Consider the following 672-nt stretch of genomic DNA (forward strand, 5'->3'; position numbering starts at 1 on the left):
GTCAGGTGTCGGCGGGCGGCGGCGCGTCGGCCGGCGGACGGCGCAGTTGCTCGTTGAGGCGCAGCGCCTCTTCGAGTTGGTCCTCGAGGATGACGATGCGGCAGGCGGCCTCGATGGGGGTGCCCTGGTCGACCAGGTCACGGGCGCGCATCGCGATCCGTAGTTGGTAGCGGGAGTAGCGGCGGTGGCCGCCGTCGGAGCGCAGTGGAGTGATGAGGCGGTGCTCCCCCAGCGCCCGGAGGAAGCCGGCGGTGGTGCCGGTCATCTCGGCGGCGCGGCCCATGGTGTAGGCGGGGTAGTCGTCGTCGTCGAAGGAGTTGGGGCCCGGGTCGGGGCTTGGATCGGGGTTGGAGCCGGGGTTGTGGGGCCGGTTGGTTGCCGTGGTCACTGCACCTCTTCTGTGTTTGTTCGGGGACGCGTCGAGGGGCCCCGAAGCCGTTGCGGCTCCGGGGCCCCGAAGGGATACATCACCATCTGCCGGCCGGAGCCGGCTTCCTCAGGTCCGCACTGCCCCGGGGGAAGGGGCGTGCGGGGATCGCGTATGCGTGACCGGAAACCACCGTCCTTCGTGCTTGGGGGGTCTGCGGTGTCCGCCCGGACGAACGTGCCTCACGGGCCGGGCGATCCTGATGGTGCTCTGTCCCCTCCGTTCATCCTCCGTCTGTACTGACT

1 protein-coding gene is annotated in these 672 nt (G+C 70.4%); it reads right to left on the reverse strand.

What is annotated here, in order from left to right; genetic code table 11:
• Position 1 precedes the first annotated feature (1 nt).
• Positions 2-283, reverse strand: coding sequence for a MerR family transcriptional regulator (locus IE329_RS40050; protein WP_079198414.1), 282 nt, complete (start codon positions 281-283; stop codon positions 2-4).
• Positions 284-672: the final 389 nt, after the last annotated feature.

It is taken from the genome of Kitasatospora indigofera (assembly GCF_014655955.1).
Lineage (GTDB): Bacteria > Actinomycetota > Actinomycetes > Streptomycetales > Streptomycetaceae > Kitasatospora > Kitasatospora indigofera.